The sequence below is a fragment of the Vibrio sp. YT-15 genome (assembly GCF_033337445.1).
Lineage (GTDB): Bacteria > Pseudomonadota > Gammaproteobacteria > Enterobacterales > Vibrionaceae > Vibrio > Vibrio alginolyticus.
This window is the reverse complement of the sequence record NZ_JAWOQR010000011.1, coordinates 123,601-148,406: the sequence shown is the minus strand read 5'-3', so window position 1 is coordinate 148,406 and position 24,806 is coordinate 123,601. Positions and strand designations below refer to the sequence as shown.

Genomic DNA, 24,806 nt, shown 5'->3' with positions numbered 1-24,806 from the left:
TATGCGAAGTCTTAATCTGATTTTTCAACGTTGGGTCGTGGACCAGTTCAGACTGCAGAAGAACGCTTACGAGCAAGCCTGGAATTGCAAAACAAACTGGGTTGGTGAGTGTGCTTTGTCTTTTTGGTTTTCATTGAGTTTTGTATTTTTAAAGCCAGTTATTTCGGGTGTTCCCTCATGGAAACTACCTTTGGTTTACTATCCAAACGTTAATTTTGCTGCGCCAAGATGGTTTGATCCTGTACGTTTTATTATCCAAAGCGTGTGGTTGCTTTGCTTCAAGCAAAACGTTAATACAGCATGGTCCAAAAAAACCAGCAGCTTAGCGATGACTTTAGCCGAGCAAATTCGCAATGCGTTCTACTTGCCATTCGAATTGGTTGCAAAAGGCGTCCGCTGGTTAGAACAGACAGCGAACAACATCAAAGATCCGCAAGTTCGAGAGCGTATTAAAGCAAGTAAGCCAGCGATGGCGTTGAACTACACCTTGCTGTTTTTCGTGGTGTTAATCGCTTTGCTTTGTTTTACGGTGCCATTTGGTTATCAGGCTCAGACTGTCTTTGTGCTGTTACTCTGGGCATTAGCGATGATGGTCCGTCGCATGCCGGGTCGTTTTCCTACCATGCTTTTGATCATCTTGTCGGTTACGGCCTCATGTCGATACTTGTGGTGGCGTTATTCGTCTACCCTGAACTGGGACGATCCTGTTGCTTTGTTTCTAGGGGGCGTTTTACTTCTAGCTGAGACGTATTCTTGGATTGTGCTGATGCTTGGCTATTTCCAAAATATCTGGCCATTGAATCGCAAACCAGTATCGATGCCACCGGATCAGTCAACTTGGCCAACTATTGACTTGATGATCCCTACTTACAACGAAGATCTTGATGTAGTGAAAGCGACGGTTTATGCCTCGTTAGGTGTCGATTGGCCGAAAGACAAACTCAACATCCACATTCTGGATGACGGCAAGCGTGATAGCTTCCGAGATTTCGCCAAAAGTGTAGGGGTGAACTACATCCGCCGCCCAACGAATGAACATGCGAAAGCCGGTAACATTAACTATGCGTTGAAGCAGACCAGCGGTGAGTTTGTTGCGATTTTTGACTGTGACCATATTCCTACACGAGCATTTTTTCAGCTCACAATGGGGATGTTCCTGAAAGATCCAAAGTTGGCGCTTATTCAGACGCCGCACCATTTTTTCTCACCGGATCCTTTTGAGCGTAACTTATCGAACTTTCGTAACGTGCCAAACGAAGGCAACTTGTTTTACGGCCTGATTCAAGATGGTAACGACTTATGGGATGCGACTTTCTTCTGTGGCTCGTGCGCTATTTTACGTCGAGAGCCTTTAGAGGAAGTCGGTGGTATTGCAGTCGAAACCGTGACGGAAGATGCGCACACGTCTCTGCGCATGCACCGTTTAGGCTATCGTTCTGCATATCTTAAGCAGCCGATTTCTGCTGGTTTGGCGACAGAAACATTGTCTGCACATGTTGGGCAACGCATTCGTTGGGCTCGCGGGATGGCGCAGATATTTAGGGTAGATAATCCATTGACTGGAAAGGGGCTTAAGCTCTCTCAACGGCTTTGTTACGTCAATGCCATGTTGCACTTTCTATCTGGTATCCCGAGGATTGTATTCCTGATCGCACCCTTGGCTTATTTGTTGCTGCATTCCTACGTGATTTATGCACCAGCGCTGGCGATCATTTTGTACGTATTACCCCACATGATTCACGCCAGCATGACCAACTCTCGTATGCAGGGTGACTACCGTTATTCGTTTTGGGGTGAGGTATACGAAACCGTGCTTGCTTGGTATATCGCAAGGCCAACAACGGTGGCTTTGTTTGCGCCCCATAAAGGGACATTCAACGTAACGGCAAAAGGCGGTTTGGTTGAAAAGTCTCACTACGATTGGGTGATCTCCCGACCATATTTGGTTTTGGTTGCACTCAACATTCTGGGCTTCGCTGTAGGGATTTACCGAATGGGGTGGGGGCCTCAAGACGAAATCGGTACGGTTATCGTGAATCTCGTTTGGACGATGTACAACTTGTTGATTTTAGGTGCTGCTGTCGCCGTTGCGGTAGAAGCCAAGCAAGTGCGAAAAGATCACCGAGTAGAGGTGGCGATTCCTGTCGCGGTAAGGCTTCACTCAGGACACTTGATTCAAGCGCAGATGAAGGATTTCTCTTTGGGTGGCGTGCGCATTGAAATAGACGGAGTCGATGAACCAACCTGTGCGTACCTACTTGGCCAAACCTTAGAAGTGATCCTCAATCGCGGTGGTCAAGAGTTCGTGTTCCCGATGACGGTTGCCTATGCTCATAAGGGGATATTTGGTTTACAACTCAACGAATTGTCTCATCAACAACAAATCCAATACGTCCAATGTACATTTGCACGTGCAGATACGTGGGCGAAATGGCAACAAGGCTATCAATCAGATAAGCCTCTCTCGAGTATGCAGGCTGTACTGCAAGTCGGCTTTAATGGATACAAACGCTTGTTGCAACATTGCCCTAAATTTGTTCAGGCCAGTGTGGATGCACTTTTATTTTGTATCGAATTTATTTGGTCACTAAGACCTCGTTATGTCCCAATCAGGACCTCAAGTCATGCTAAATAATAAAAAACTAACAGCGTTGACGACGGCTATCACTCTCATGTGTATGTCGGGCAGTCTCGCGGCACAAGAAGTAAGTCAGCAACAACCAACGCCTTTGGCACAGCAAGATGCTGAAAATTCGACCGTATTTAAGCGTGTCATTCCATTTAGTCAATTGGGTTATAGTGGTTCAATTGCTATTCAAGGTAGTGAGGCCAGTGCTTATATTGGTTTCGGTTCGCGACTTGATGAGGTGGTGTCTAATGCCACGTTGTACTTTGACATCACACCTTCACCAGCGTTGCTCTCTTTGGTTTCTCACGTCAAAGTGTATTTGAACAACGAGCTTATGGGAGTGGCGTCAATCGTCGATGGTCAGCAAGGTAAAAAATTGAGCTTATCGATGCCGCTGGATACTCGTTACTTCAGTAACTACAACCAAATTCGCTTTGAGTTGATTGGGAATACTCAGAAAGAGTGTGCCAATCCAAATGACTCGAGCATTTGGGCTGAGATCAGCCAAAGCAGTCGAATTGAAATGTTCGCCCAAAAGACAATGTTGGAAAGTGACTTGAGCTTGTTGCCAGCGCCGTTTTTTGATGTCCGTGATTTCAGCCAGTTAAATCTGCCTGTCGTTATGGGCGGCAAATACGATCTGGATGATGTCAAAGCTGCCGGTGTCTTGAGCTCTTACTTTGGTGCTCTTGCGGGTTGGCGTGGCGCTCAATTCCCTTTTAGTGTCGACACGTTACCTAAGCGCAACGCCATTGTCTTTGTTACCAATGACAACAAACCTGAGTTTCTGAGAGATTTTCCAGACACGGATGGGCCTCGTCTTCAAGTCATCACTCACCCAACTGACCCGTACGTGAAGCTTCTTCTAGTGATAGGCCGTGACAGTAAGGATCTTAACGTTGCGGTGCAAGGTTTGGCGTTGGGAAACCAACTTCTTACTGGGCCAATCGCGAAGATTAATGAAGTCAAACAAATCAAACCACGAGTCCCGTACGATGCGCCAAACTGGGTGAGTACGGCTCGTCCCGTTGCATTATCTGAATTAGTCGAACAAAAAAGCATGTTGCAAGTGGAAGGCCGAACGCCTCCTCCAATCAATGTGAGTTTGCGCTTACCACCCGATCTCTTTACTTGGCAGAGCCGTGGTATACCGATGGATCTTAACTATAGGTATTCGCCACCTGCTGCGGATCATTCTGGTTCTCGCCTGACTTTGAGCATCAATGACCAGTTCATTGAGGCGTTTAACTTAACCACAAAAGGCCAAGGTGGTGAGTCTAACCGTGTGCGTGTTCCTCTGTTAGATGACAGTATTCTGAGTGGTGATGCGCTTGTTCGTATTCCGGCCTTTAAAGTTGGCAGTAAAAACCAAATCGAGTTTGAGTTTGGCTTTGCGTCGGTGACTGATGGGCAATGTCAGGTGACGCAACCAAGTAAGCAATACGCGGTCATTGATGGTGACTCTACGGTGGATTTTAGTGGTTTCCCTCACTACATCGAAATGCCAAATATGCGCGCTTTCGCTACTTCTGGCTTCCCTTACACGCGCATGGCCGATTTGTCAGAAACTGCGATTGTTGTTCCAGAGAGAGCACCAAAAGAAGTGTTGCAGACCTTCTTAAACGTCATGGGGTCGTTAGGAAGTGATTCTGGGTACCCAGGTATTCAGGTGCTTTTGACAGATAAATGGAATGCTGAGCAACTAAAAAATAAAGACATCCTGACGATTGGTGTTGTGGATGCACTAGAAGAAGCCGCTAATAACCCTGACCAAGTAAACTTAGTGGTTAAAGAAGGTCAGAGACAAATTCGCCTGCCAAGCAAAAATGAAAAGCAGCTCGGAATGAACTGGATGAGTCCAAGTGATGCTCGTCAAGTGGCCGCGGATTATGTTTCTGTTGAGGCAGAAGGCTCTTTTGCTGCTATTTATGGTGCAGAATCGCCATTTACGAAAAAACGCAGTGTCATTTCTATGATGGCGGCTCACCCGTCAGATTTTTCGTCGGTTGATCGCGCGTTGGCTGACTCCGGTAAAGTGGAGCACATGTTTGGCTCGGTAGTGACGTTGAGAAATAACGAAGTAGCAAGCTACAACGTGGGTTCGCACTACTATGTTGGTAAGCTTCCTGTGTGGCAGCTCGTTTGGTATCACTTCTCTAATCACCCAGTCATCGTTGCGTGCTTTGCCGCCTTGCTAGTGGTCATTGTAACCATTGTGCTTTGGCGCGTATTACGTCAAGTCGCGTCTAGACGTTTAGAAAAAACTGAGGAAGAGGAATAATGAAAAAACTCATCTCATTCCTTATGTTGTTCGTGTCTCCTTACTTGTGGGCTAACACCTGCGAGTGGCCACAATGGGAAACATTTAAGTCGGTATACATGGAGCAAGGCCGAGTCGTTGATGGCAGTGACGAGCGTATGATTACAACCTCGGAAGGCCAATCTTACGCATTGTTTTTTGCCTTGGTTGCCAATGACCCTAAAACCTTCGATCAGGTTTTAAAATGGACTCAATCACATTTAGCTGGTGGGGACTTGACGGCAAGGCTTCCCGCTTGGTTGTGGGGAAGAAAAGAAAATGGTCAGTTCGGAGTGTTGGATTCTAACCCAGCGTCAGATTCTGATTTGTGGATAGCTTACTCCCTTGTTGAGGCGGGGAGATTGTGGAATAACTACTACTATCAGACCCTTGGACATCTGATCGCGAGTCGTATTTTACGTGAAGAAACCGTCAACATAGCGGGAGTTGGAACGGTATTGTTGCCAGCTCCAACGGGCTTTGATGCCGACGGCCAGTACCGTGTGAATCCGAGTTATGTTCCGTTACAACTGATTGCTCGTATGCAGTCGCTGTACCCGCAATACAACTGGGATTCAATGTACAAGGCAAGTGTTCACATGCTAGAGAAAACGATGCCAGCTGGCTTTAGCCCAGACTGGGCAGCATTGAGAAATGGTCGTTATAGCTCAGATGTGGTTACAGGGCCGATGGGCAGTTACAACGCGATCCGCACTTATCTTTGGGCGGGTATGCTAAATGACCAAGTTTCAGAAAAAGCAGTACTAGTACAAAAAATGCAGCCGTTTGTCGCGGCAACCAAAGCCCTTGGTGCGCCAGCGAGAGAAGTAAATACTGAAACGGGTAAATATACCCAAGCAGGAAGCGCAGGTTTTTCTGCTGCGGCTCTTCCGTTACTCGCGGCTTCTGGTGAATCTACGCTGTTGGAGACGCAGTTTCGTCGTGCTCAAAATGAACTTGTGGTGGACAAAAACGATCATTATTACGACAACGTATTAAGTCTATTTGGGCTTGGTTGGCATGAAGAACGTTACCGTTTTGGTGTGCAAGGTGAATTGCTTCCTGTATGGAGCGAGAGATGTCAGTAACAGGACGCGTGTTATGGTGGATTCCACTGGTTGCTTTGGCGGCTGGTGGCGTCGGCACTGTGCATGCAGAAAGCTTTAGCTCAACACCTCTGACAAAGTCGCAGCTCGCACAGGTCTACAAGCCTATCGAGCTGGTTCAATTTTCCACATCATTAGCACGAGTTGACTCGGTTGAGTGGTTGGTTGAGCAGCTAAAACTGGCGGATGCGATTGGCCGAGATGATATTGTCGAGAGTACTCTGGAGAGGCTGTTCGCGATTGAAGAAAGCAATCCAACGGGGCTTTTCTATCAAGCGAATATGTATCTGAAACGTAAGCAGCCAGAATTAGCAAAACCGGTATTTGAGCGCTTAATCAGACAGGCGCCTCATTCGACTCAAGCGAAAAACTTGTCATCGATTATGGCTATTCAGGGAGAGAAAAGAGCGGATTATCAGCGCGCTCAGTTGCTTGCAAAATCTGGTCGTTACGATGAAGCGATTCAAGCTTACAAAGCCCTTTTCCCAAATGGAATGCCATCACCAGCGTTACAACTGGAATTCCTACAGTTGCAAAGTAATTTGCCAGGCAGTTGGAGCTCGGTAAAACAGGGACTGGAACGTTTAAATGCAAATTATCCTAGTGTTCCGTCTTTTCAACTCGCGTTAGCCAACCACATTCGCAAAGAGAATCCTGCCGATCCATGGATTCTCGATACCTATAAAAAGTTAGCGCTTGCTCCTTCGGTTGGAACAAATGCGGCAACGTCGTGGTTGCGTGCATTGGATCAATTGCCTATTTCAGATCAAGTTGTTCAGCAATATGCCATTTTAGCTAGTTACTACCCGTCTGACATGGAGATTCAAAGAGCGAATCAAAGCGCGAAAGATCGCTGGAAAAAGGAAAAGGAACTACGAAAAGACCCCACCTATCTCGCTAAGCTCAAAGGGTTAGCGTTGCTCGAGGAAGATAAAACCGACCAAGCAGAAGCTCAGCTGCGTTATGCGTTGACGACTCGTCCGCAAGATCCTGAATTGCTTGGTGCTATGGGTAAGGTTTATCTACGTAGAGGGCAGCAACAAAAAGCGCTCGGATACTTTAAACAGGCTCAGCACTTAGATCATAATCCTGACTCGGCCTCAAAATGGGCAGCGCTAATCGAGACTTCTCAATATTGGGCGTATCTTGATCAAGGTGATGCCTTGGTCGAAAAAGGCCAGTTTAAGCAAGCAGAAAGCGCTTATCAAAAAGCGATTCAAGTAGATAAATCCCAACCTTATGCTTATTCATCATTAGGCTCTTTGTATCTGGTACAAGAAAATTATGCCGCGGCAGAGAAGGTTTTCAAACAAGCTTTGCAACTGGATAGCAGCAATAGCTCTGCATTGCGTGGTCGCTTAGATGTCCGTATTCAGCAGCAAGATTGGTCTGGCGCGGAAGCACTCGCGCGCAGTTACTCAGCCCCACAGCAGAAAGTGGTCGCTGAAAAAATAGCGAGCATCAAGTCGGAAGTTATTTTGACTCGTCTGCGGATCGCAATCGCTCAAAATGATCAGGCAACGATGAAAGCGTCCGTAGAGGAATTGATTGCGCTACAGCCAACCTCCCCATGGTTAAGGCTTGATATTGCTGACGTGGTTCATTCAATGGGCGACAAAGTACGCGCGGATACGCTGATGTCCGATTGGGCTACATCTAGTAATGACCCTGAAATGAAATTTGCTTACGCGCTTTATCTCGCGCAGGACTTCAACGTGAATGAGGCCATCGCTGAGCTAGAGAGTATCGCACAACATGACATGACAGACGCGATGCAGCGCAATTTAACCCGCTTGAAGCTTGATGCTCAGTTGAGAGACATTCAAACGCGTTACTTAGCTTCTCCCGAATCAGTAATGGCGACATTACGTGCGCTAGAGTCGGATTATCAAGGTCAAATTCAACCGCTCGCTCGTCTAGTGAGTGCGTGGTTAGACATTGATGAAGTTAAGGAAGCTGAGAGGATTTTCCAAAACATTTCGCTTTCAGAAGATTGGTCAACCGATGACAAACTGGCTTACGGCAGCATGATGGTAAGCTTGAATCACTTTGAAGATTTTGATCGTTGGTACGCGGACTTAGCATTAAATTCCGCAACACAAGATTTAAGTGCTTCGGAAGCATTACAGCTTGATGAACTCAAAACCCGTCGACTGTTGAGTCAAGCGGATCTGATGCTGGTTAATCAACAGCCTAAGCTTGCGTTGGATTTGTATGAACAAGTTTCTTTAAAGCCTGAGCCATTTAAAACTCAAGCAGAAATTGGCATGTTGCAAGCTAGTGCTTTGACTGGATATGAAGCGACGTATCACGACATGCACCTCATTTTGAATAAAAAGCGCGATAGCTTAGCTGCGGCACAGTTGATGACAGTGGCCGCGGTGTTTAATCAACAAGGCTATCGAAATGACGCTAATGCGCTAAATCAGTTGTTGGATGCGATGCCTGATGCTGACGCATTAGCATTTCGCAATAGCATGTCTATAGCAATGGAAAATCAACAGTGGGCGTTAGCTGAAACACGCGCCTATCAAGCCTTAAATCGTGACCGAATGGATAAAAATCGTGAACGTGAAGAGGCGAAAAAAGAACCCCTAAGCTTACGCGAGCTATATGATACTGCTGACGACTACTGGTTGACTCGTAACGTCAAATCGGACATCGATAAACTGCATGATCGGAGTGATGGGCATGTCATGATTGGCTGGGATTACAGTGCACGAGATAGCCGTAATACTTCGAATCAAGTGCCCATAGAAGCCCGAATCCCGATAGAGAGCTGGGATGGGCACCTGTTGCTAAAAGCCGATTATGTTTCTATCGATTCAGGTCAGTTGGACTATTATGAAAAAACCACCGATTCTGACAGCACTTCGTTCCAAAATGACGCATCAGGTATGGCATTTGGAGTGGGCTGGCAGGCTGAAGATTGGTTGGTCGATATCGGCACGACACCAATTGGTTTCGACCATACCACATGGGTTGGTGGTGTGCGCATCAATGGGGACCTGGGTGAGTTCGGTTGGACGGCAGAAGCTTCGCGTCGCCCAGAGACCAGTAGCGCGCTTTCTTATGCTGGAATGTCTGTCCCTAGCGGCACGACTGACCCTCAAGGGACTAAATGGGGCGGAGTTGCTCGTACTGGTGTGAAGTTGAGCTCAAGTTGGGACATTGGTGGCCCTTACGGTTTTTGGAGTAGCTTGCAGTATCATGTTTTGACTGGTGAAAAGGTTGAGGACAACACTCGTTTAGGCGTGCTAGGTGGAGCGTACTACAAGTTAATTGCAACGGATGACCAGCGTTTAAGTATAGGTACGAACTTAATGTACCTTGATTACGACAAAAATCTGGGTGAGTACACGCTAGGTCACGGTGGCTACTACAGCCCGCAAAGTTACTTCTCGGTGTCTTTACCTATCAACCTTTATGGCCGATACAACAGTTCTTGGTCATATCAATTGAGTGCATCCGTCTCTAACTCTTGGACTAAGGAAGACGCGCCATACTTATCGACAGTAGCGGAGTCAGACAAAGGTGGTGGTTTTGGTACGTCGTTGCAAGCGGCGGTGGAAAAGCGAGTCAGCAAACGTTGGTATCTTGGTGCGTTAGTCGATGTACAACGTTCTGAGTTTTATACACCAAACCATTTCATGCTTTATGCCAAGTACACCTTTAATGATCGCTGGCAACCAATAGAGTATCCGCCAGCAGCACCAACGTTGTATAGCGACTTCTAACAAAAAACAAAGGCCGGAAATCCCGGCCTTTGTTGTCTTATTCCTAGAAGAATGCGACGCTTAGTACAAAATTGAGTAAAGCTGGCGACGATATTTGCTTGCTAATGCGTTACCTTGACCTAGCGCACTGAGAATATCCATAAAAGTCTTCTTCACGTCACCGTCTTGGGCGCCCAAGTCTTTTTTAAGAATATTCCACAGCAGTTCCAACGCTTCTTCATCCCGACCAACTTGGTTGTATTGTACCGCCAATTCACAAGCGAGTTCGAAGTTTGCCATGTCTGCTGCGTATGCTTGTTCTAGTCGCTGTAACTCAGGGCTATCTGCAGCTTGCAAATGCAGCTCGAGCTTGGCTATTAGGCTCTTGTAGTAGTTATCTTGATACTCGAGAGGGATAGCGTTCAGTAGTTCTTGGGCAATATCAAATTGTTTGGTTTCTAGCAAACAATCAGCCATCGCGAGTTTCACATCACCACGCTCTTGCAGCTCTGGCGGCAAAGTGTGGATGATGCTCAAAGCCTGAGCATGCTCACCTTGCTGAAGAAGTTCACTGACTTGTTTTAATAGTTGTTCATCTGGGCTTGGCAAATGCTTTTGTAGCATGGTGGCAATGGCATCAATTGGCTGGGGGCCTCCCAGACCATCGACGGCTTGACCATTTATAAACAGCGCGATAGTTGGCAATACTTGCACGCCAAATTGAGACGCTAAAGCGGGCTGATCTTCACAATTTAGTAGAGCAAGCGTAAATGCACCGTTGTACTGTTGAGCAAGAGATTGCAACTCAGGGAGTATCTGTGCGCTTTCTGGCTGAGCGTTAGCCCAAAAGTGGATCAAAACGGGCGTGTTCATTGATCCTTCAAGCGTTTCGCGAAAGTTCTGTTCTGTTATCTCAACGATAAATGGGGATTGCATCAGAGTATCCTTGCCTTGTGTCTTGTCGTTGATATTAGATATGGAGTTGATTTAGGTGAAATTCAAGCGACATTCACCATCAATAATGAATCATTCTATTTTGAGAAAACGTGAGGTAATAGAGTGAGGTTATTGCTGCTCAGGTGTTAGATAAAAAGAAAACGCTGCCGAAGCAGCGCAATTCTAATGCTATTTGTTAGTGCGGTATCAAAATAGGATGAACATGGTCAACACTACACCCACACTAAGCCAGTTAAGCTGATTTAATGTCATTGTTGCCTCGCAGTAGTATAAACATTGCTACAAAACGTAATGGGTGGCGATACCAAATCTAAGCAACTCAATCACTTTGGGCGAAAGAATCCCCGCTGAATTGCGTAGAAATTGATTCGTTTAGTTGAGGTTTTTTTAACCTACATGTTCATAATGACATCACATTGTTACGGTGAAATTACATTTCGACAAAACTTTTTTATGCAGCCTGTCGCAAAATTTTATCAAGTACACGGGTTGGTAATAGTCTTTTCAAGACTGCGAATAATTTAGTCGGTGTAGTAATTCGATAACGAATTTTCGGTGAAACGCTAGTTAATGCATGAAGAACTGGTGCGATGCAAGACTCTGCAGGCAAAACAAATCGATTATTAGACTTGTCGTTGTTGAGTCGCTCTCTTTGTCCTTCATAAGCATGACGATGGGGGCTAGATTCAATATCAACCCACTTCTCAAAGGCTCGTAATGCATTGTTTCTAAATTGAGTTTCGATCGGTCCTGGTTCTATCAATGCCACTTTGATATTCGTATCCGCAAGCTCTAGCCTGAGCGTATCTGTCCAGCCTTCTAAGGCAAATTTTGATGCATTATAGGCACCACGGTATTTCATTGCGGCAAAACCAAGAACAGAGCTGTTTTGTATGATGCGTCCTTCGCCTTGCTGGCGCATATGAGGAAGCACCTCTCTGACCAACTGGTGCCAACCAAAAAAGTTGGTCTGAAATTGATCTTGAAGAGCCTCGGTGGGTAAGTCTTCCAGTGCTCCGGGCTGACCATAGGCACCATTATTGAACACTGCGTAAAGCTTACCTTCTGCTAACTCTAGCGCTTGCTTCACGCCCGAAGAAATGCTTTCTGGGCTATTTAGGTCTAGATTGATGCAGGTTAGCCCTTCATTAATTAGGCGCTGGACATCTTGTTCTTTCCTACAAGATGCAATGACATTAAATCCCTTGTTTTGTAGGGCGTGAGCGCACACGTAACCGATGCCGGTTGAACAACCCGTAATAAGAATCGACTTTTTCATAATTTAATTTAAGACTCAGAAACCTTGATTAGAGCCATCATTCATCAGCTCCGGTCATGAAGCAAGTGCTTGAGTGCTGGCTCTATTCTGGAGTAGCTAAATTTAAAGCCCAGTTCGGTGAGTTTTTTGGGTTTGGCTCTCATGCTATCAAACAATAAGCAGGAAGATTCTCCCATTAGGAGTTCCATCGCCCATTTAGGCGTGAACAAGATATGCGGACGTTTTAGCGTTTTAGCTAGTGTGCCGCTGAATATACGATTAGTCACAGGATGGGGGGCGCACATATTGAATGCACCGTGGGCATGTGGTGTTTCAAGCAAGTACATGATGGCGCGGACCATATCTAGGATGTGAATCCAAGGCATGTACTGATTACCGTTCCCAAGTGGGCCGCCTACGCCAAGCTTGTAAGGTAATAGCATTTTTGCCAACGCACCACCATTAAGGCCGAGTACCACGCCAGTTCTCAGTAGACAAACCCGTGTTTGTTCCGACTCTGCGCGCTTGGCTATTTGCTCCCACTTTGCACAAACCTCGTGAGGAAAGTCGTCGCTATTAACATGTAAGCACTCATCAAACGGATGGTCTTGTTGATCACCATAGTAGCCAACTGCCGAGCCACTAATAAAAACAGAGGGAGGTTCGGTACTTGCGTGGATCAGCTCAACAATTTGCTCGGTAATTTTCCAACGACTTTTGCAGATTTTTTCTTTTTGCTCGCTGGTCCACCTTTTATCCGCAATAGGCTCACCTGCAAGATTAATGACGGCATCAACGTGATTGAGATCGGCGAACGACTCGAGCGAGTCAAGGTATTCGATATTACCCAGATCAGCATGCTGTAGGCGTTGTTTTGCTCGCTCTGGAGAGCGTGTAAGTAGCATAACCTGGTGAGTTGATAGCAGCTTGAGCAACTCCGAGCCAATAAACCCAGTGCCACCTGTGAGTAATATCTTCATGTTATCTCTTTGAATGTACACGTATTAGAACATTATAGTCGTTTTGTGCTTAGCTTGATCATCTCAACACCATTATTTCTGGGATAGTGACAAGCTGACAGAGAGGCTATTAACTTCACATATTAGAAAATATGTAACTAAATGTTATAGATGGCGCTAGTGCATTCACGGTAGAAGAGTGAAATCTATGCCAGACTAAAAGTTATCGCTCATTGGAACGAGCGTAATCAGTTTGCATAATCAAGGAGGATAGGCATGGAAGCATTTGTTGCGCTTTTTCGAGCGCTCCTCAATAGTGCTCGTGACTTATTACCCATCATCATTGTTATCACTTTTTTTCAATTAGTCGTTTTGCAAGAGCCGCTGCCCAACCTGGTCTCCATTCTTTTTGGCTTGTTGCTTGTCGTTTTAGGATTAACCTTTTTTATCTTTGGCCTAGAACTTGGTCTTTTTCCTATCGGAGAGAGTATGGCTCAAGCCTTTGCAAAAAAAGGCAGCGTGTTTTGGTTATTAGTCTTTGCGTTTTGTTTGGGGTTTGGCACCACGATAGCTGAACCTGCATTAACCGCGGTAGCGGAAGAAGCCTCAGAAGTTGCGGCAGAGGGCGGAATGATCGCTAACTCAGAGCAGTCCATGCAGGATTACGGAGAAGGACTTCGAGTAACAGTAGCTCTCTCAGTGGGGATAGCCATCGTTATCGGCGTTTTGCGTATCTTAAAAGGGTGGCCGATTCATTACATGATCATTGGTGGCTACGTCGGCGTTGTAATACTGACGTGGTTTGCACCTGAAGCCATTATTGGCGTTGCTTACGATTCCGGAGGTGTAACCACGTCCACCATAACAGTACCTTTGGTCACTGCACTGGGTGTCGGTTTAGCGTCTTCTATTAAAGGGCGTAACCCTATGGTGGATGGCTTTGGTTTAATCGCTTTTGCCTCGCTGTTACCGATGATGTTTGTGATGGTTTACGGAATGGTCGTAACATGATTTCAATTGATCATTTCCTAGACACTTTGTTATCGACCGTTCGAGACGTCGTTCCCATCGCCAGCATTATTTTTGGTTTTCAGTTAGCGGTGTTAAGGCGTCCTGTTAGCAACCTTAAGAAAGTTTTGCTTGGGTTCGTTTATGTGATTTTCGGGTTAGCTCTTTTTTTACTTGGATTAGAAATGGCGTTGTTTCCACTTGGGGAGACGATGGCTGTGCAATTAACGGCGCCGGAGTTTTTACAAGAGTTCAAAGTATCGGTAGGGAAAGCCTTAATGTGGGTCGACTATTATTGGGTTTACACCTTCGCCTTTTTTATAGGCTTTAGTACCACGATTGCAGAGCCTTCTTTAATCGCTGTAGCGATAAAAGCAAACCAAGTCTCTGGAGGCAGTATCAGTATTAACGGCTTGCGCGTAGCCGTTGCGTTTGGGGTGGCAATTGGTATTGCATTAGGTAGTTACCGGATTGTCGTGGGCGATCCCATTCATTATTACATCATCGCGGGTTACATCGTCGTTGTGATTCAAACGTTTTACGCTCCTAAGCTTATTGTTCCACTCGCCTACGATTCTGGAGGCGTAACAACTTCTACCGTCACTGTCCCACTTGTAACTGCATTAGGGTTAGGGCTTGCTTCGACCGTCCCTGGAAGAAACCCAATGATTGATGGCTTTGGCTTGATCGCGTTTGCCAGTCTATTTCCTATGATCTCTGTGATGGGCTATGCGCAAATAACCCAGTGGCTGAATAAAAACGTCTCGGAGGAAGAAGAAAATGCGCTTTAAATTGATACTTGCGTTTGTGGAAGACAGCAAAACAGACAAGGTGTTGGACGCTGCACGCGATGCTGGTGCGACCGGTGCTACGGTGATTAACAATGCTCGCGGACAAGGTTTAAATCAAAAGCGAACGTTTTTTGGTTTAACGCTAGAAGTGCAAAAAGATGTGCTGCTGTTTGTGGTCGAGGAACATCTCGCTCGACACATATTAGAAACCATTAATGAGGTTGGTGAATTTGACAGAGAGTCGGGACAGGGGATTGCTATTCAGATCGATATTGAAGATGCAGTCGGTGTCGCGCATCAAGTCGAGACATTGACCAAAGTAGTCGAGGATGAATTATGAGTGATCAAACGATAATTAGAGTTCGAGATGTTATGGCGGCAACGTATGTGATGGTTGATGGACTGATGACCGTATACGAAGGCATAACGCTAGCGAAAAAATACCAAGTCAAAGCGCTGGTGGTGAAAAAGCGAGATGATAATGATGAATATGGCATCGTGTTGATGAATGATATCGCCAAAAAGGTGCTGGCGAATAATCGTTCTCCTCAGCGCACAAATATTTATGAAATCATGACCAAGCCCGCTTTGTGTGTCGAACCAGATATGAACGTAAAATATTGTGCCCGTTTGTTTGAGCGATTTGGCATAAGCAGAGCGCCGGTCATTGAAAGTGGCGAGGTCATTGGGATGGTGAGTTATAACAATATTGTCATCAATGGTATGGTGCGAGAAGAAGTGTAATAGGTTGATATAAATGAAAAATCAACGAATTTTTTCTCAAGTCAGCGACTGTTACAAAGAACTAAAATATTTAATATATGTTAGGTTGCATATGTGTTAATTCACCATTATTCTTTGCGCCCTAAGCCTAATGTCGAGGAATCTGTATCATGCCTTTAGTCTCTTGCCCCGTGTGTGAGAAACAAATCTCAAAACGCGCTCATGCATGTCCAGGATGCGGAGAGCCCGATCCGCTGCACCATCTAGCCAAATCAAAATTTATGTCGATGGTGTTTTGGATACTGGTGTTGGTTGGAACAGCGTATGCAGCATGGTTCTATGTTTTGCCTATGGTCATTGAATCATTGCGCTATCAGTAGTATTCAAACCGTCGTAGGTTGAGCTGCTAAAAAAATGCCGTAGAATGACCTCATACTTTTTGAGGAGACAATGTCGTGAAACTATTTTTTGCCTCAGATCTGCATGGCTCTTTGCCAGCAACTAAAGAAACCATTGAGCTATTTCTGGCCTCTGGTGCGCACCACCTGATTTTGCTAGGAGATACGCTAAACCATGGGCCGCGAAACCCTATTCCGGAAGGCTACAACCCTCCACAGGTAGCAGACTTATTGAACCAATACAGTGATCAAATTATTTCTGTACGTGGCAACTGTGATAGTGAAGTGGACCAAATGCTATTGAAGTTTCCAATGATGATGGATTACTCATGGGTGCTACTTGAATCTGGCAAGAGAATCTTTTTGACTCATGGTCACTTGTACAACTCTGAAAAACGGCCGCCACTGCGCGAAGGTGATATCATCGCCCACGGGCATACACATGTTCCCGTCGCAGAGATGCAAGATGGAGCCATTATATTCAACCCAGGCTCGATGACATTCCCACGTAATGGCTTACCGAGAAGCTTTGGTACTCTAGAAGACAATAAGCTAACGGTAAAAACGCCAGAAGGCGAAGTATTAGCACAAACCATGATTTAACGGTTTTACTAAGTAAAAAAATAGGGAGCGAATTGCTCCCTATTTTGTGTCTGAATGTCCTAAATCGCGTTCTGGGTCGATAATGTCTCTAACGCGCTGTTTTAGCACCTTGGCTTCAGGAAAGCCGCTGTCTTTTTTCCGTTCCCAAATTTGCTGGCCATTACAGAAAATTTCGAAGCGACCACCTGTGTCTGGGTGTAAGCTGATTGTTTCTATTTCTTCACTAAAAGTATGCAGTAATTCTTGCGATAGCCAAGTTGAACGCAACATCCAGTTGCACTGGCGGCAGTAATAAATATCAATGATTGCTTTATCCATGAAACTTTCCTTTTAATCTTTTTAAACCAGCAACTTGATGCCCACCGCAAACGTGAGAATTTCGAATGCAACTTTAATCACTCTGTTACTGTATCGAGTCGCGGCCCATGCGCCTAAACTGCCGCCTAGAAAAGAGCTTAACAATAAAACAGGTAACCAAGCCCAGTGAATAGGCGCCCCTGCCTGTACGACGGCAATGCCTCCAATGCCATTCCAAAACAGGCCGACACAAATCATGGTGTAAGCAACGGCTTGTTTGTAGTCGTAACCAAACCAGCGCACCAAAAATAGTGTCACGAGCAAACCAGAACCTGCGGTAAGAGATCCGTTAATGATGCCGATGAACAGTAAGCCAATTCCACCAATAACCCAACCAATAGGATGACGGTTGCGTATTACTTCAGCTTGGCCTAGCGATGTCTTAAATCGCGAGTAGATACCCAGCGCTAGGATCATCGTGCCGAGCATCTTTTCCGCGATACCATCAGGGATCTGTACAATTAAGTTAGCCCCTAAAATCACGCCAATACTGCCGGACAAGATAAGGTAGAGCGCGACTTTCCATTTAATAGTGCCTGATCTTAAATGCGTGCTTGCTGCGCCTAAGCCTAAAGCGACCGAAGCCACTTTATGTGTGCCTAGCGCAACGGAGAACGGTAAGCCGAGAAAGATGAGTAAAGGGAATTGAAGCAAGCCTGCTCCGCCACCGGAAAGTGAAGCCAGCGTGTTGGCGATTAGTGAACCGAAAAAGAGAGTAGTGGTATCTAGCCAATCCATAAGCAAAACAAAGGGGGCGTCTTGCCCCCTTATCATCCAATCAAAATTAGTTTTTAAACAGTACCGAAGAACCGTGGTTCAAGCTAGTGAGCAATAGTGTTTTTTCGTTCACGACGTCAATACGACGACTTTGCTCCGCATCTAGCTTAAAAATTTGAGTAATTAAACGTAGCTGTGCTTCGGAAAAGTCTTTTGATTGAGAAGATGAAATATCTTTAAACTCCGAAGGCGAGACCAACAAATAGTTGTCACTTACTTCCCAGCGGCCTTTTTCCGAGATATTTATCGTTGATTCTGCGGTTGAACCTTGAGCGAATAGTTTTATATTTGCTACGCGAATATAGTCACCATTAGGGAGATATTTCACGTTTGATTCAACATTAACTCGGCGTAGTGGGCCGACAGTATCGTCAGGCAAGCTGTCTGTAATGACTGTCACCATGGTCGACTGCCATTCGTTTGCTGTGAGGAGCTGCTCCACTTTTAGGTCACTTCCCCAATACAACCAACTACTGAAAAGAACGGATACGGCCAAAACCGCAGATGCTAATTTAATCTTCATATTGGCCTCCTTTATTTGCAGATGTCTGTTGGATCGTTTTGACCTGCGAAAATACGCAGTGTTACGTTCTCGTAAGAGTGGTTACTGTCATGAATGTAGTTCAGAATCAGCTGGTTATTTTGTCCACCAGTGGCAATCACTTCAACTGGCAACGAGTCTTCTGCATGGTGCTTCACGTAGCGCTCAATGCATTGCTCTATTGAAGGCAACCAGTTGTTGATTTGAGGGTGATTTACAGGTGTCATCACCGGTACACTTTGATACTCACCAATCTGACGGAATTGGGATTCCGCAGGGTTCGTGAATAACAATACGCAAACAGGAAGCAGCAGAGACAAAAAGATAATGACACGCGGTAGCCAGTTAATCGTGTTAGATGCTGGCTTCGGCTGAGTTTTAGTCGGCTCTACTTGAGGCTCAAGATCAGCAGTAGTATCGGTCACTATCTCTGTTGGTGGTGTATCGCTCGCTTCTAACTCCACTGCTGGCGCTTCTTGTTCAGAAGCGGTTTCTTCAACGTCAGTGTTAGAGTCAGTAGAAAATGGGCTCAAGCGTTCCACTGAACAAATGAGTTGGTAGCCACGTTTAGGTACCGTTTTAACAAACTCTGGAGATTTTGTTGAATCCTTCAACATCTTACGCAGAGTAGAAATCGCTTGAGTCAGGCTTGAGTCATCCACCTCAAAACCTTGCTCACGCCAAACAAACTCGTGAAGCTCGTTACGGGTTAAAACTTCGTTTGGTCTCTCTGCCAACATCAGAAGTATACGGCTTTCGTTGCTTCCTAATCGTACAACGTCGTTGCCGTTTTGTTGGTCAGCGAGCGAATTACTATTTGGATCAAAGGTGAACCTTTGAGCAAGTAGAAATTTGGTGCCAATGTTAGTCATTTAGTTCTTCTTAGATGGATGATGTTGTAATTATGGTGATTTATGTCACAAAATTACCGGGGCGCTTGGAGTGCGCACGACATTTTAGATGCTTTTAGACGGGTAGGATAATTAAAATTTTCTAAAAAAACACCGTTTTTAGCAATATTGACCTTGAATTTACATTTGTCAGCCACATGTTAAATGACATCTCGGTAAGGTGATTTCAAGGGGAAAGTCACAAACTTGTCCCTATGAAAAAGCCAATTAGTTTAGATGTTATGGAGCACACATGAGCGAAACCGTATCTCAAAATAAAGAAACTCGTGGTTTTCAATCAGAAGTAAAACAACTACTGCATTTAATGATCCATTCTCTTTATTCAAATAAAGAGATCTTTTTGCGCGAGCTGATCTCTAACGCATCAGATGCATCAGACAAACTGCGCTTTCAGGCGTTATCTAACCCAGATCTATACGAAGGTAATGCAGACCTTTGCGTGAAGCTGTCGTTTGATGAAAGCGCAAATACCTTAACCATTTCTGATAACGGTATCGGTATGAGCCGTGATGATGTGATTGAGCACTTAGGAACAATCGCAAAATCTGGAACAGCCGAGTTTTTCTCAAAGCTATCTGAAGAGCAGAGCAAAGACTCTCAGCTTATTGGTCAGTTTGGTGTTGGTTTCTACTCGGCATTTATCGTTGCTGACGCCGTTACCGTGCGCACTCGCGCTGCGGGTCTAGCCGCTGATGAAGCGGTACAATGGCACTCAGCGGGTGAAGGTGAGTACACCATCGAAAACATTACCAAAGAGTCACGTGGTACCGACATCATTCTTCATATGCGTGAAGAGGGTAAAGAGTTTTTGAATGAGTGGCGTCTACGTGACGTTATCAGTAAGTACTCTGATCACATCGGCATTCCTGTTTCAATCCAAACTGTCGTTCGTGATGACGAAGGCAAGGAAACAGATGAGAAAAAGTGGGAGCAAATCAACAAAGCCCAGGCACTGTGGACGCGTAACAAATCTGATATTTCAGAAGAAGAGTATCAAGAGTTCTACAAGCACGTATCACATGACTTTGCCGATCCCTTGGTCTGGAGTCATAACCGTGTAGAAGGTAAAAACGACTACACGAGCTTACTATACATCCCATCGAAAGCACCTTGGGATATGATGAACCGCGACCACAAATCAGGCTTGAAACTGTACGTACAGCGCGTATTCATTATGGACGATGCAGAGCAATTTATGCCGTCATACTTACGCTTCGTACGTGGTTTAATAGACTCAAACGATTTACCGCTAAACGTATCGCGTGAGATTTTACAAGACAATAAAGTGACTCAGTCTCTACGTAATGCTTGTACTAAGCGCGTGCTAACGATGCTCGAGCGTATGGCCAAGAATGACGAAGAGAAATACCAATCATTCTGGAAAGAGTTTGGTCTTGTGATGAAAGAGGGCCCTGCGGAGGACTTTGCAAACAAAGAGAAAGTTGCAGGTTTATTGCGCTTTGCTTCAACTGAAGTGGATTCTTCTGAGCAAACTGTGGGCTTGGCGTCTTACGTTGAGCGCATGAAAGAAGGTCAAGATAAGATCTACTACTTGACGGCAGACAGCTATGCAGCTGCGAAAAACAGCCCTCACTTAGAACTGTTCAAAGCGAAAGGCATTGAAGTTATCTTGATGTACGACCGCATTGATGAGTGGCTGATGAACTACTTAACTGAGTTTGATGGTAAACAGTTCCAGTCAATCACTAAGGCTGGGCTTGATCTAAGTCAGTTTGAAGATGAAGCAGAAAAAGAGAAGCAAAAAGAAACCGAAGAAGAGTTTAAGTCGGTTGTAGAGCGCACGAAGTCTTACCTAGGCGATCGTGTGAAAGAAGTTCGTACGACCTTCAAACTCGCATCCACGCCTGCTGTTGTGGTAACGGACGATTACGAAATGGGCACTCAAATGGCGAAGCTTCTTGCGGCAGCTGGTCAAGCTGTACCGGAAGTGAAATACATCTTTGAGCTAAACCCTGAGCACGAATTGGTTAAGCGTATGGCTGACGAAGCCGATGAAGAAGCGTTTGGTCGCTGGGTTGAAGTTCTGCTTGGTCAGGCAATGCTAGCGGAGCGAGGCTCTATTGAGGATCCAACAGAGTTCTTAGGAGCCGTTAATCAACTTTTGACTAAGGTGTAATAACCTCTGCAAATCAAAAAGCTCGCATTTCGCGAGCTTTTTGTTTGTTGTCGCAAAATTTTGCATCTCAAGTGCTGAGTTAATAATCAATAGGGCGTGAAAGAGGGTACTGTTAACATTCTTTAGTCTTAATACACTCTTTGCTCAGAGAACCTGTGATAGAATCTGCGACTTGAATGTGAGTAATAAGGCGTGTATTTTTGCTCGCCTATATACGTTATACCGAAACTTATCGTTGCAGGTGCTTCTCAGGTTTGATGTCTAAGAGGTCAGCTATTGTGAGCTTCGGTATAAATCTTAAATATTAAAGAGGATAAATCATGCGCATCATTCTTCTAGGTGCTCCAGGTGCAGGTAAAGGCACACAAGCAAACTTCATCATGGAAAAATACGGTATTCCACAAATCTCTACTGGTGATATGCTTCGTGCTGCTATCAAAGCAGGTACAGAGCTTGGTAAACAAGCTAAAGCTGTTATTGACGCTGGTCAGCTAGTTTCTGATGAAATCATCCTTGGTCTTATCAAAGAGCGCATCGCTCAAGAAGACTGTGCAAACGGTTTCCTACTAGATGGTTTCCCACGTACTATCCCTCAAGCTGACGGCCTAAAAGAAATGGGCGTAGACGTAGACTACGTTATCGAATTTGACGTTGCAGACGATGTGATTGTTGAGCGTATGGCTGGTCGTCGTGCTCACCTTCCTTCTGGTCGTACTTACCACGTGGTTTACAACCCGCCTAAAGTGGAAGGTAAAGATGATGTAACTGGTGAAGATCTTGTTGTTCGTGATGATGACAAAGAAGAAACAGTACGTGCTCGTCTAGGTGTTTACCACGAGCAAACTGCACCGCTAATCAACTACTACGGCAAAGAAGCTGAAGCAGGCAAGACTAAGTATCTTAAGTTTGATGGTACTAAGCAAGTAGCTGAAGTTAGTGCGGATATCGAGAAAGCACTATCTTAATTTGCTGAAGTCAAAAATTTAATATTTTGATATATTGAAAGCGGCCCAAGTGGTCGCTTTTTTTAGTTTACTCGTAAACATATATCTAATTAACTTCAGCTCGGCTATTCGTTACTTCGAGGTTACTTAAATATATGAACCAAGCCGTTTACCATGAATAGGATGTTATGAAAGAGAATAATAAACAGGGTGTACTCCTAGTTAACCTGGGAACTCCTGACGCACCAACCGCTCCTGCCGTAAAGCGTTTTTTAAGTCAGTTTCTTCATGATCACCGAGTGGTAGACATGACTCGATGGCTTTGGTGTCCACTATTGCACGGCGTTATCCTTCCTATCCGAGCTCCTAAAGTTGCCAAACTCTATCAATCAGTATGGATGGAAGAGGGCTCGCCGTTGATGGTGTACTCTAAACGCCAAACTGAAAAGTTAGCACAAAAGCTTGATATACCTGTAGAGCTTGGTATGACGTATGGTAACCCAAGTTTACAATCAGGCTTTGAAGCCCTATTGGCGCAAGGCGTTGATGAAGTCATTGTTTTACCGTTGTATCCGCAATACTCGGGAACAACAACGGCAGCGGTTTCTGACGGAATCACTAAAGCATTTAAAAACCTGCCTGTGATGCCAAGCTTTAGCTTTATTCGTGATTATTACAATCACCCGAAATATATTGAAGCGTTAGCGCATTCAGTTCGTGAACATTGGCAAAAGAATGGTCAGGGAGATTACCTGCTGTGTTCTTATCATGGTATTCCAAAACGCTATGCTGACAATGGTGATGTTTACCCACAGCATTGTGAAGAGACGACTCGCTTGCTTGGGGAAGCGTTAGGTTTAAGTGAACAACAAATTGGCATGACGTATCAGTCCCGATTTGGGAGAGAAGAGTGGCTTCAACCTTATACCGATAAGACCCTAGAGGCACTTCCTGCAAAGGGTGTGAAAAATATTAATGTTGTGACCCCTGCATTTTCTTCAGATTGTTTAGAGACGTTGGAAGAGATCTCGGAAGAGTGTAAAGAGATTTTCCTTGAAGCAGGTGGTGAAAACTTTACCTACATCCCTTGTTTGAACGATAGTGAACTTCATATCGAGATGATGGTTGAGTTAGTTAAATCTAAACTTTAGATACAAAAAAGGGTCGCAATAGCGACCCTTTCTACGTTTAGTTGAGCGATCAAGCGACTTGTACTTGCTGCTCTTCTACTTGCTCTGCCGTGCTGTGCGTATTTTCAGCGCCATGCATCCAGCGAACGAGTGTATTAGAGAACAGGAGCAAGATTACGCCACTTACGGTTGCGCTGACCGCAATACCACTAAAGATAGCCATAGCGCCTAACTCGCCTACGTGAGAACCCACATAGCCCGCAACATAGTTAGCAATCGCATTACAGCCAAACCATGCACCCATCATAAGTGAAGCTAAGCGAAGCGGTGCTAATTTAGTCACCAATGAAAGACCAATTGGAGATAAACACAGCTCGCCTAATGTGTGGAAGAAGAAAGCGCCGACCAACCATAACATCGATGTTTTTACTGTTGTATCTCCACCTTGTTCTAGCACTGCGCCAACCATACAAAGGAAACCAATCGCCAAGAAAAATAGTGCCATCGCAAATTTCACTGGCGAAGTAGGTTCACGTTTACCCAATTTTACCCAAAGGACAGCCAGAACTGGCGCTAGAGTAATAATGAAAAATGGGTTTAGTGATTGGAACCACGCAGCAGGAACTTCGAAACCACCAATCATGCGATCAGTATATTGTTGAGTGTAGATGTTCATCAGGCCACCAGCTTGTTCAAAGCCTGCCCAGAAGACAATAGTGAATAAGCTCATGACCAGAATTACTTTTAGTCGATTCACTTCTTCTTTGGTGAGTGGCTGCTTCGTGGTGGCGTTTTTGTTATTTAGATCTCGTTTCGCCGCTGGTTCGCGGCCAATATCACCAAGCCATGATTGAGCCAGTACCATTTGCATCACTAGGCTAACCAGCATACCCACACCAGCGGCAACAAAGCCAGCTTTCCAACCGTAAGAGGTTGTCACAGAGCCAGAAACGACGCCGGCAAGTAATGCACCTAAGTTGATACCCATATAAAAGATAGTGAATGCGCCGTCACGACGGTTGTCACCTTCTTGATAAAGGTCGCCAACCATGGTTGAGATATTTGGCTTAAAGAGACCGTTACCAGTGATAAGTAGGCCAAGACCTAAATAGAAACTGTGTAGCGAACCAATACCTAAAGCATCAGCAGGAAGTGCAAGAGTAAACTGGCCGATGGCCATTAACGCGCCACCAAGCAAAATTGAGCGACGTTGACCTAAATAGTTATCTGCTAGGTAACCACCGATAAGAGGCGTGATATACACAAGCCCTGTGTATATGCCGTATAGGTCTAATGCGTCTTTGGTTGACCAGCCAAGGCCGCCATTCATTGTTGTATCAGTAAGGTAAAGCACGAGAATGGCACGCATTGCGTAGTAAGAAAAGCGTTCCCACAGTTCTGTACCGAACAATAAGAACAGGCCACGTGGATGACCAAAATATTGATGTTGGTTTGACATAAGCTCTTCTAATAATAGTTATTACATTTTTTAACGACTTCTACGTATACAATGCAATTCAACGAGTGACAAATAATAAAATTTTGCCATTCAACTATTTTTG

The 24,806-nt window shown here is 45.1% G+C and carries 21 protein-coding genes; 13 read left to right on the top strand and 8 right to left on the bottom strand.

Translation table 11 applies throughout. The annotated features are described in order from the left end of the window. Window position 1 precedes the first annotated feature (1 nt). Genes bcsA through R7D93_RS18885 form a run of 4 tightly spaced genes read left to right on the top strand, consistent with a single transcriptional unit; the run spans window position 2 to window position 9,771 of the window. On the top strand, window positions 2-2,635 hold the full coding sequence (gene bcsA, locus R7D93_RS18900) for a UDP-forming cellulose synthase catalytic subunit (RefSeq protein WP_213912463.1): 2,634 nt from the start codon (window positions 2-4) through the stop codon (window positions 2,633-2,635). After that, the gene (gene bcsB, locus R7D93_RS18895; protein WP_225497016.1) at window positions 2,625-4,910 is read left to right on the top strand and encodes a cellulose biosynthesis cyclic di-GMP-binding regulatory protein BcsB; all 2,286 of its coding nucleotides are present in this window, start codon (window positions 2,625-2,627) and stop codon (window positions 4,908-4,910) included. The genes bcsA and bcsB overlap by 11 nt, the downstream gene beginning before the upstream one ends. Next, the gene (gene bcsZ, locus R7D93_RS18890; protein WP_161441528.1) at window positions 4,910-6,016 is read left to right on the top strand and encodes a cellulose synthase complex periplasmic endoglucanase BcsZ; all 1,107 of its coding nucleotides are present in this window, start codon (window positions 4,910-4,912) and stop codon (window positions 6,014-6,016) included. Before bcsB ends, bcsZ begins: the two co-directional genes overlap by 1 nt. Continuing rightward, window positions 6,007-9,771 carry a cellulose synthase subunit BcsC-related outer membrane protein gene (locus tag R7D93_RS18885; RefSeq protein WP_225497018.1) on the top strand — a complete coding sequence of 1,255 codons (3,765 nt, stop codon included), beginning with the start codon at window positions 6,007-6,009 and terminating at the stop codon, window positions 9,769-9,771. Before bcsZ ends, R7D93_RS18885 begins: the two co-directional genes overlap by 10 nt. 60 nt (window positions 9,772-9,831) lie before the next feature. Here R7D93_RS18885 and R7D93_RS18880 read toward each other — a convergent pair whose 3' ends face one another. The 3 genes from R7D93_RS18880 to R7D93_RS18870 form a co-directional block, all read right to left on the bottom strand. Next, complete coding sequence (locus tag R7D93_RS18880; RefSeq protein ID WP_005388628.1) at window positions 9,832-10,686, bottom strand: co-chaperone YbbN; 855 nt, start codon at window positions 10,684-10,686, stop codon at window positions 9,832-9,834. Window positions 10,687-11,158: 472 nt separating this feature from the next. Further along, on the bottom strand, window positions 11,159-11,986 hold the full coding sequence (locus R7D93_RS18875) for an SDR family oxidoreductase (protein WP_025766996.1): 828 nt from the start codon (window positions 11,984-11,986) through the stop codon (window positions 11,159-11,161). A gap of 44 nt (window positions 11,987-12,030) precedes the next feature. Continuing rightward, a complete protein-coding gene (locus R7D93_RS18870; protein WP_005382076.1) occupies window positions 12,031-12,945 on the bottom strand; it encodes a TIGR01777 family oxidoreductase in 915 nt (304 codons plus the stop codon). A 255-nt stretch (window positions 12,946-13,200) separates the two neighbouring features. Here R7D93_RS18870 and R7D93_RS18865 point away from each other — a divergent pair, with 255 nt between their 5' ends. From R7D93_RS18865 to yfcE, 6 genes are all read left to right on the top strand, one after another. Continuing rightward, window positions 13,201-13,935, top strand: a complete 735-nt coding sequence (locus tag R7D93_RS18865; RefSeq protein ID WP_005382077.1) for a DUF1538 domain-containing protein — start codon at window positions 13,201-13,203, stop codon at window positions 13,933-13,935. Further along, window positions 13,932-14,723: a DUF1538 domain-containing protein gene (locus R7D93_RS18860; RefSeq protein ID WP_005382078.1), complete on the top strand. Its 792-nt coding sequence runs from the start codon at window positions 13,932-13,934 to the stop codon at window positions 14,721-14,723. The genes R7D93_RS18865 and R7D93_RS18860 overlap by 4 nt, the downstream gene beginning before the upstream one ends. Next, a complete protein-coding gene (locus R7D93_RS18855; protein ID WP_206959848.1) occupies window positions 14,713-15,063 on the top strand; it encodes a P-II family nitrogen regulator in 351 nt (116 codons plus the stop codon). The genes R7D93_RS18860 and R7D93_RS18855 overlap by 11 nt, the downstream gene beginning before the upstream one ends. Then, complete coding sequence (locus tag R7D93_RS18850) at window positions 15,060-15,467, top strand: CBS domain-containing protein (RefSeq protein WP_005382085.1); 408 nt, start codon at window positions 15,060-15,062, stop codon at window positions 15,465-15,467. The genes R7D93_RS18855 and R7D93_RS18850 overlap by 4 nt, the downstream gene beginning before the upstream one ends. Window positions 15,468-15,616: 149 nt before the next feature. Beyond that, the gene (locus R7D93_RS18845; protein ID WP_005382086.1) at window positions 15,617-15,826 is read left to right on the top strand and encodes a hypothetical protein; all 210 of its coding nucleotides are present in this window, start codon (window positions 15,617-15,619) and stop codon (window positions 15,824-15,826) included. A gap of 75 nt (window positions 15,827-15,901) precedes the next feature. Continuing rightward, window positions 15,902-16,447, top strand: coding sequence for a phosphodiesterase (gene yfcE, locus R7D93_RS18840; protein ID WP_017634822.1), 546 nt, complete (start codon window positions 15,902-15,904; stop codon window positions 16,445-16,447). A gap of 39 nt (window positions 16,448-16,486) precedes the next feature. Here yfcE and R7D93_RS18835 read toward each other — a convergent pair whose 3' ends face one another. From R7D93_RS18835 to R7D93_RS18820, 4 genes are read right to left on the bottom strand one after another with little or no spacing between them, the layout of a single operon-like run. Beyond that, window positions 16,487-16,765: a SelT/SelW/SelH family protein gene (locus R7D93_RS18835; RefSeq protein ID WP_005382088.1), complete on the bottom strand. Its 279-nt coding sequence runs from the start codon at window positions 16,763-16,765 to the stop codon at window positions 16,487-16,489. Window positions 16,766-16,786: 21 nt separating this feature from the next. Then, window positions 16,787-17,542, bottom strand: a complete 756-nt coding sequence (locus R7D93_RS18830) for a sulfite exporter TauE/SafE family protein (protein ID WP_053307523.1) — start codon at window positions 17,540-17,542, stop codon at window positions 16,787-16,789. 46 nt (window positions 17,543-17,588) lie between these two features. Further along, window positions 17,589-18,104 (bottom strand): transmembrane regulator ToxS, encoded by a 516-nt coding sequence (gene toxS / locus R7D93_RS18825; RefSeq protein WP_005382091.1) that lies wholly within the window; start codon window positions 18,102-18,104, stop codon window positions 17,589-17,591. An 11-nt stretch (window positions 18,105-18,115) separates the two neighbouring features. Next, window positions 18,116-18,994: a transcriptional regulator gene (locus tag R7D93_RS18820; RefSeq protein ID WP_005382092.1), complete on the bottom strand. Its 879-nt coding sequence runs from the start codon at window positions 18,992-18,994 to the stop codon at window positions 18,116-18,118. Between the two features lie 271 nt (window positions 18,995-19,265). Here R7D93_RS18820 and htpG point away from each other — a divergent pair, with 271 nt between their 5' ends. The 3 genes from htpG (at window position 19,266) to hemH (ending at window position 23,265) form a co-directional block, all read left to right on the top strand. Then, on the top strand, window positions 19,266-21,170 hold the full coding sequence (gene htpG, locus R7D93_RS18815; RefSeq protein ID WP_225497020.1) for a molecular chaperone HtpG: 1,905 nt from the start codon (window positions 19,266-19,268) through the stop codon (window positions 21,168-21,170). 320 nt (window positions 21,171-21,490) lie between these two features. Next, the gene (gene adk / locus R7D93_RS18810; protein WP_005382094.1) at window positions 21,491-22,135 is read left to right on the top strand and encodes an adenylate kinase; all 645 of its coding nucleotides are present in this window, start codon (window positions 21,491-21,493) and stop codon (window positions 22,133-22,135) included. 167 nt (window positions 22,136-22,302) lie between these two features. Further along, window positions 22,303-23,265, top strand: a complete 963-nt coding sequence (gene hemH, locus R7D93_RS18805) for a ferrochelatase (protein WP_005382095.1) — start codon at window positions 22,303-22,305, stop codon at window positions 23,263-23,265. Between the two features lie 49 nt (window positions 23,266-23,314). Here the strand turns inward: hemH and R7D93_RS18800 are convergent, their stop codons facing one another. Continuing rightward, window positions 23,315-24,703 (bottom strand): peptide MFS transporter, encoded by a 1,389-nt coding sequence (locus tag R7D93_RS18800; protein WP_005382097.1) that lies wholly within the window; start codon window positions 24,701-24,703, stop codon window positions 23,315-23,317. Between the last annotated feature and the right edge of the window lie 103 nt (window positions 24,704-24,806).